Raw genomic sequence first — 6,532 nt, 5'->3', positions numbered from 1 at the left:
TCGGGCCTGACTTCACACCGCCGCAAGACGGCTCGAGGCGCCCCGCCCCAAACCACCCTTATTCAGCGGACTCCTAGAGGATCAGCCGGACCAGCGCCGCGGTGCGGGCCAGACCGGGAAAGGCCTCGGCGGTCGACCGCGGGTGCAGCGCATGGACCGCCAGGCGAAACATCAACGCACGCAACAACATCTGCGGCCACTCCGGCAACGCGTTCCAGCGTTCAATGAGACCGTCGTCGGCCTCGCCCCAGGACAGGGCGTCGACGACGACGACACCGGCCGCCCACGACGCGGGCCGCCAGTAGGGCGTGATGTCGGTGATCCCGGGGGCGGCGGTGCCGACGAAAAGCACTGTGCCGTATAGGTCTCCGTGCACCAGCTGGTTCGGGCTCTTGGTCGGCCGGCGCAGGGTGGCCAGCTGGTTGATCAGCTCCACCGACCGCTCGGCGTCGGCCGACGGCGGGGCGGTCCGCGCGCCGGGGGGCACCGAGGCCAACGGCCGTTCCTCCCAGGCGGCGCGGTCGGCCGCGATGAAGATGTCCACGTCCCCCCACGGCGCGGTGGGGCCCTGGGTCAGGAACCGGGGACGTTCCAGTTTGCCGGTCGCCTCGTGCAGGCGCACCGCCGCCGAGACCACCTCGTCGTGCCGCGGTTCGGGTGTGCCGGCGACGAACGTGTCCGCGCGCCACCCCGAAACCACGTACCGCCCGTCCGTCGAGCGGACCGGGCGGGCCAGTCGGACACCGTCGACGAACAACGTCTCGCGCACCCGGGCCGACCAGGCCGCCCGGGCGTGGTCGGCCACTAGTGACAGGACGACCTCGCCGCAGCGCCAGCCGCCTTCCCAGCTAGCCCCCAGATAGACGGGCTTGACACCGGTCAAACCAAACGCCGCCAGCACATGCTCCGGCGGTGGCTCGACATTCACACAGGTAGCCTAGACGAGGCCACCTGCCGTATCGGGTCAGTACATGACCATGTCGGGTTGCATTTGCTGCGCCCACGCCACGATGCCCCCCTGCAGATGGACCGCGTCGGAGAACCCGGCCTTTTTCACCGCCTCCAGCGCCTCGGCCGAACGCACCCCGGTCTTGCAATACAGCACCGGCATGCGGTCGTGCGGCAGCTTTGCCAGACCCTCACCCGAGTCGATCGACGACTGCGGGATCAGCTGGGCGCCGTCGATGTGATTGATCTCCCACTCGACCGGCTCGCGGACGTCGATCAGGGCCAGCTTCGTGCCGGAGTCCAGCAACGCGCGCAACTCGTGCGGGGTGATCGCCGACCCGCCGGCCAGATCGCCGGGCCCGCCGCAGAACTCCTCGTAGTCGACCAGCCCGGTGACCGCGGGCGCGGACGGGTCCTTGCGGATCTTGACAGTGCGGTAGGACATTTCGAGCGCGTCGTAGATCAGCAGCCGGCCCAGCAGCGATTCGCCGATGCCGGTGATGAGTTTGATGGCCTCGGTGCCCATCACCGACGCGACGGAGGCGCAGACGATGCCGAGCACGCCGCCCTCGGCGCACGACGGCACGGTGCCGGGGGGCGGCGGTTCCGGGTAGAGGTCGCGGTAGTTGAGGCCCCGCCCGCCGGGCGCGTCCTCCCAGAACACCGACACCTGGCCCTCGAAGCGGTAGATCGACCCCCACACGTACGGCTTGCCGGCCAGCACGGCGGCGTCGTTGACCAGATAGCGGGTGGCGAAGTTGTCGGTGCCGTCGAGGACCAGGTCGTACTGCCCGAACAGGTCGACGGCGTTGCTGGCATCCAGCCGGAACTCGTGCAGCCGCACCCTGACCAACGGGTTGATCGCGGCGATCGACTCGCGCGCCGACTGGGCCTTCGGGCGCCCGACGTCGGCCACGCCGTGGATGACCTGGCGCTGCAGGTTGGACTCGTCGACGATGTCGAAGTCGACGATGCCGATGGTGCCGACGCCGGCCGCGGCCAGGTAGAGCAGCGTCGGAGCGCCGAGCCCGCCGGCGCCGATCACCAGCACGCGAGCGTTCTTGAGCCGCTTCTGCCCGTCGACGCCCAGGCCCGGAATGATCAGATGGCGGCTGTAGCGGGCCACCTCATCGCGGGTCAGCTCGCCGGCCGGCGCCACGAGCGGCGGCAGCGCGGTCTGCGATGTCGACACGGCCGGACATCCTCCTCGGTCTCGCGAATGGGGTCCTCGTCCACCACCATCACAGCAGTCGCCGTGGTGGACGGCAATGAATTCAATGCGCCGAGCGTCACGTTGGCGTGGCTCCGAGCACTGGCCGTCGCTCTGGCGTGACGCTCGGGGCGCGGGCTAGGTTCGACTGCCCGCCCCCTCACGCCGCGGCGCGGCGCGCATCGTCGCCGGGCTAGGCGATCGGGAACGGCCACGGGTTGAAGCGGCAGGTCTTCCCGTCCGCCTTGACGAAATCCGGGTCGAACTTGGCGGCGTCGTCATTCGACGTGGAGAACGTCTGCTGCATCATCACCGGCGCCAAAGCGCCCTGCTGCTCGCACGGCTCGTGGCGCACGTACCCGATGGCGTGGCCGACCTCGTGGTTGATCACGTATTGGCGATAGGAGCCGATGTCGCCCTCGAACGGGACGGCTCCGCGCACCCAGCGCGCCTCGTTGATGAAGACGCGTGACTGCCGATCCTGGCCGAAAGACGGGTTGTAGCAAGAGGTCTCCAGACGGAATTCGTAGCCGCAGCCCTCGCGGACCGTCACCGGGGACACCAGGGAGATCCGGAAGTCGGGCTTGCCGTTGTCGATCCGGATGAACGCGAATTGCGGATTGTGGGTCCAGCCCTTGGGATTGGCCAGGGTCTGATCGACCATCTGGGCAAAAGCGTTGTCGCCGCCGAACATCGTGGGGTCGATGCCGTCCTCCACCTCGACGGTGTACCGAAACACCCGCACGGTGCCCTGGCCGACCTGCGGCGTCGCGCCGGGCACGACGTGCCACGTCTTCTCGCCCGCCTCGGTGAACGGGCCGCCGTCCGGCAGCGTGCCGGCCGGCAGGTTGGCGTCGAACGCGGCGAGCCCGCGCGGCGGCGCGTCGATGATCGAGGTGCCTACGGCCTCCATCGCCTGCGGGCTCTGGATGGGGTGGTTGGCCGTCGGCTTCGTCGCGGCGGTGCCGGTCATCGTCTGGTAGACGATCACCGCGGTGAGCACCGACAACGCCGGCAACGCGTACGCGCGCCAGCCGTAGGTGGAGACGAACCGTCCCAGCCATGTCTGTTTGCGCCACTGGCGCGGCCGCTCCCTGTCGGCCCGGGTGCGGCCGCCGTCGCGGGCGATCGGGTCACGCAGGGCGCGAAGGGGTTCCCGCCACTCGTCGTGCAGCACCGGGACGCGCCCGGTGCCGCGCGCGGGCCGCTGGGAAGTCATTTCCCCAGGATTACACAGTCGGCGCCGGCACCGTCCTTGGCGCGCCCGAATGCACCGGCCGACACCGCTTTCTGCCAGCCACAACGGCGGCGATGACGGTCACCGCACCGGCTCGGGTAGTAATGTCTCTCGCAACGATCCGCGCGCGGCTGGCCCTGTGGTGCCGGCGGCCGGTTGTCAACGCACCAGATGGGGACTCGATGAGCGAACTCGCCAAACCAGCGGCGCGACGCGCCGTCAGGTCGGCTGAGCGCGCTCGGCTGGGGGACGGCGTCGCGGCTTCGGGCCGGCGCGGCAACCGGTTGCCCCGAGACGAGCGCCGCGGGCAGCTGCTCGTGGTGGCCAGCGACGTCTTCGTCGATCGCGGCTACCACGCCGCCGGCATGGACGAGATCGCCGACCGGGCTGGCGTTAGCAAACCGGTCCTCTACCAACACTTTTCGAGCAAGCTCGAGCTGTACCTGGCCGTGCTGGCCCGGCACGTGGAAAACCTGGTCTCGGGTGTGCAGCAGGCGTTGAACACCACCACCGACAACCGCCGGCGGTTGCACGCGGCGGTGCAGGCGTTCTTCGACTTCATCGAGCACGACAGCCAGGGTTACCGGCTCATCTTCGAGAACGACTACGTGACCGAACCGGAGGTGGCCGCGCAGGTGCGGGTCGCCACGGAATCGTGCATCGACGCGGTGTTCGCGTTGATCAGCGAGGATTCGGGCCTGGACCCGCACCGCGCCCGGATGATCGCGGTTGGCCTGGTCGGCATCAGCGTCGACTGCGCCCGGTACTGGCTCGACTCCGACCGCCCGATCTCCAAGGCGGACGCCGTCGAGGGCACCGTGCAGTTCGCCTGGGGCGGGCTATCCCACGTGCCCCTTACTCGCCTTTAGCGCCCTTGCCGGGGAGTTTTGTGACCTCGGCGCCGATGCCGAAGCCGACGCGGCGTCCGTCCGCGGGGCCGATCTCGACGTAGGCGATCTTGCTGGTGTGGACGAGGAAGCGACGTCCCCGCTCGTCGTTCAGCCTCAGCAGGCCCGCTCCCTCGCTCAGCGCGGCGCTGACCAGCTCTTCGACTTCGGCGGGCGTCTGCGCGCTGGCGATGACCAGCTCGCGCGGACTGTCCGTGATACCGATCTTGACCTCCACGGTCACCCCTTCCGTAGGCAGTGAAGTCGACAGACCTGTCAGCTGCAGGCTAGTGGACGCGGCGGGCCCGCATCCGCGACAGCCCCCCACCGCGGGTTCGCGCTGAGCGAAACGATGGTCGCGAGCGGATAACGATTCGCTTGCAGCTGGGTCCAGAGCCGGGTTGCTGGGGTGATTCGTGTTTTCACATCGCTAACTTCGGCAACATGGGTACCACACTTGCCGATCTGCACAGGGTGCGGGATTACCCCGACGACGACACCGACGAGTTCTACGCCGCCGAGGCCTACCCCGAGGGCGACTACACCTGGACCGGCTGGCCGACCGAGCTGCGCTGGCGCCCCGTCACGGCGATCGTCGGCGCGGTGGTGGCCGTCGGCGCGATCGCGACCGCCGTCATCATCAACAGCGGCGACAGCGCCTCGACCAAGGCCACCGTGGCACCGGCCCCCCAACCGGTGACGTCCGCGCCCGCCACGACCAGGAGCTCCGCCCCGCCCAGCGCCCAGCCCAGCCCGTCGACCACCCCGCTGCCGCCCGAGACGGTTACCACCGTGACCACGCCCAGCGCCGCGCCGAGCCTGGCGCCGACGGGAACGCCCACCGCCGCGCCACCCCTGACCCTGGCGCCGCCGCCCGCCGCGCTGAACCCACGCACCGTCGTCTACAGCGTGACCGGCACCAAGCAGCTGCTGGACCTGGTGAACATCGTCTACACCGACGGCAGCGGGGCTTCCCAGACCGAATTCAACGTGTCGCTGCCGTGGACCAAGGCGGTGATCCTCAACCCCGGCGTCCAGACCCCGTCGGTCGTCGCCACCAGCTTCTACGGCCGGCTGAATTGCTCGATCGTCAACGCCGCCGGCCAACTGGTGGCCGCGTCGACCACCAACTCGAGCCTGGCGACCTGCACCCGCTGAGGCCGATGGCCGTGACCCGCCGCGCCCGGCAAACGCCGCGCTTGCGATCACGGCTGAATCCGACGGCCGTGACCCGCCGCGCCCGGCAAACGCCGCGCTCGCGATCACGGCTGAATCCGACGGCCGTGACCCGCCGCGCCCGGCTACGCCGCGCTCGCGATCACGGCTGGGCGTCAGCTCAGGCCCAGCTCGTGCATCCGCCGGTCGTGCGTCCGCTGTAACCGGTCGAAGAACGCGCTGAGCTGGCCCAGGCCGCCCGTCCCGGACATCAGCAGGTCGACCAGCTCGTCGTGGTCGGCCAGCAGGTACTGGGCCTGGGTGATCGCCTCGCCGAACAGCCGGCGCGACCACAGCGCCAGCCGGCTGCGCTGCTTGCCGCTGGCCGTCACCGCGGCGCGCACCTCGGCGACGACGAACTGCGAGTGCCCGGTCTCCGACAGCGCCGCGCGCACCACGTCGGCGATCTCGTCGGGCAGCCTGTCGGCGATCTCCAGGTACAAGTCGGCGGCCAGGGCGTCGCCGACATAGGTCTTCACCAACGCCTCCAGCCAGGTGCTGGGCATCGTCAGCCGGTGGTAGTTCTCCAGCGCCGAGACGTACCTCGACATCGCCGGCACGACGTCGACTCCCCGGCGCTCCAGGGCGTCGCGCAACAGCTCGTAGTGCTGCATCTCGGCGGCGGCCATGCTCGCCATCGAAATCCGCCCGCGCAGGTCAGGGGCCATCCGCGCCTCGTCGGTGAGCCGGTAGAACGCGGCGATCTCGCCGTACGCCAGGACCGTGAACAACTCGTTGACACCGGGGTGATCGGCCGACAGCCGGGGGGCGGGCGAATCGTCCGCCTGGCCGGCGCCCAGGTCGGCTTCCGAGGGTTCGCAAGAGGGCCGGGTCATGGCAACACTGTAGTCGGCGGACCCGGCGCAAACCGGGGGCCAGCCGTCGACCAGCTATCATGTAGCTAGATAGCGGCGGTATTTCTTCACCAAAGCCGCTATCTGCGAAATGTGCGTGCACAGCTGGCCCGCCCAGATTGGGCAGGGGCCCGCGACTCGGCGACGTATTCGAAGTCGGAACTCGTGCGCGCGTGACCGC

7 protein-coding genes are annotated in these 6,532 nt (G+C 69.7%); 2 read left to right on the top strand and 5 right to left on the bottom strand.

All coding sequences use genetic code 11. From position 1 onward, the window contains the following. Positions 1–73: 73 nt before the first annotated feature. The 3 genes from A5695_RS24630 to A5695_RS24620 form a co-directional block, all read right to left on the bottom strand. A complete protein-coding gene (locus A5695_RS24630; RefSeq protein WP_068088652.1) occupies positions 74–928 on the bottom strand; it encodes a TIGR02569 family protein in 855 nt (284 codons plus the stop codon). A 36-nt stretch (positions 929–964) separates the two neighbouring features. Continuing rightward, positions 965–2,140: an adenylyltransferase/sulfurtransferase MoeZ gene (gene moeZ / locus A5695_RS24625; protein WP_068088649.1), complete on the bottom strand. Its 1,176-nt coding sequence runs from the start codon at positions 2,138–2,140 to the stop codon at positions 965–967. 211 nt (positions 2,141–2,351) lie between these two features. Next, positions 2,352–3,377, bottom strand: a complete 1,026-nt coding sequence (locus A5695_RS24620) for a DUF3152 domain-containing protein (RefSeq protein WP_156749829.1) — start codon at positions 3,375–3,377, stop codon at positions 2,352–2,354. Between the two features lie 200 nt (positions 3,378–3,577). Between A5695_RS24620 and A5695_RS24615 the strand changes: the two genes are divergently transcribed. After that, positions 3,578–4,264 (top strand): TetR/AcrR family transcriptional regulator, encoded by a 687-nt coding sequence (locus A5695_RS24615; RefSeq protein ID WP_068088646.1) that lies wholly within the window; start codon positions 3,578–3,580, stop codon positions 4,262–4,264. On the opposite strand, the gene A5695_RS24610 is transcribed toward A5695_RS24615, so the two are convergent. Continuing rightward, positions 4,251–4,520, bottom strand: a complete 270-nt coding sequence (locus A5695_RS24610; RefSeq protein ID WP_067268527.1) for a DUF3107 domain-containing protein — start codon at positions 4,518–4,520, stop codon at positions 4,251–4,253. The two genes, A5695_RS24615 and A5695_RS24610, sit on opposite strands and share 14 nt — an antisense overlap. A gap of 206 nt (positions 4,521–4,726) precedes the next feature. Here A5695_RS24610 and A5695_RS24605 point away from each other — a divergent pair, with 206 nt between their 5' ends. Continuing rightward, positions 4,727–5,440, top strand: coding sequence for an MmpS family transport accessory protein (locus A5695_RS24605; RefSeq protein WP_068088642.1), 714 nt, complete (start codon positions 4,727–4,729; stop codon positions 5,438–5,440). Between the two features lie 173 nt (positions 5,441–5,613). Here the strand turns inward: A5695_RS24605 and A5695_RS24600 are convergent, their stop codons facing one another. After that, a complete protein-coding gene (locus A5695_RS24600; RefSeq protein WP_068088637.1) occupies positions 5,614–6,333 on the bottom strand; it encodes a ferritin-like fold-containing protein in 720 nt (239 codons plus the stop codon). Positions 6,334–6,532: the final 199 nt, after the last annotated feature.

Source organism: Mycobacterium sp. E1747, assembly GCF_001667775.1.
In the GTDB taxonomy this organism is placed as follows: domain Bacteria; phylum Actinomycetota; class Actinomycetes; order Mycobacteriales; family Mycobacteriaceae; genus Mycobacterium.
The sequence above is the reverse complement of the archived record's forward strand: the minus strand, read 5'-3'. Positions and strand labels throughout refer to the sequence as shown.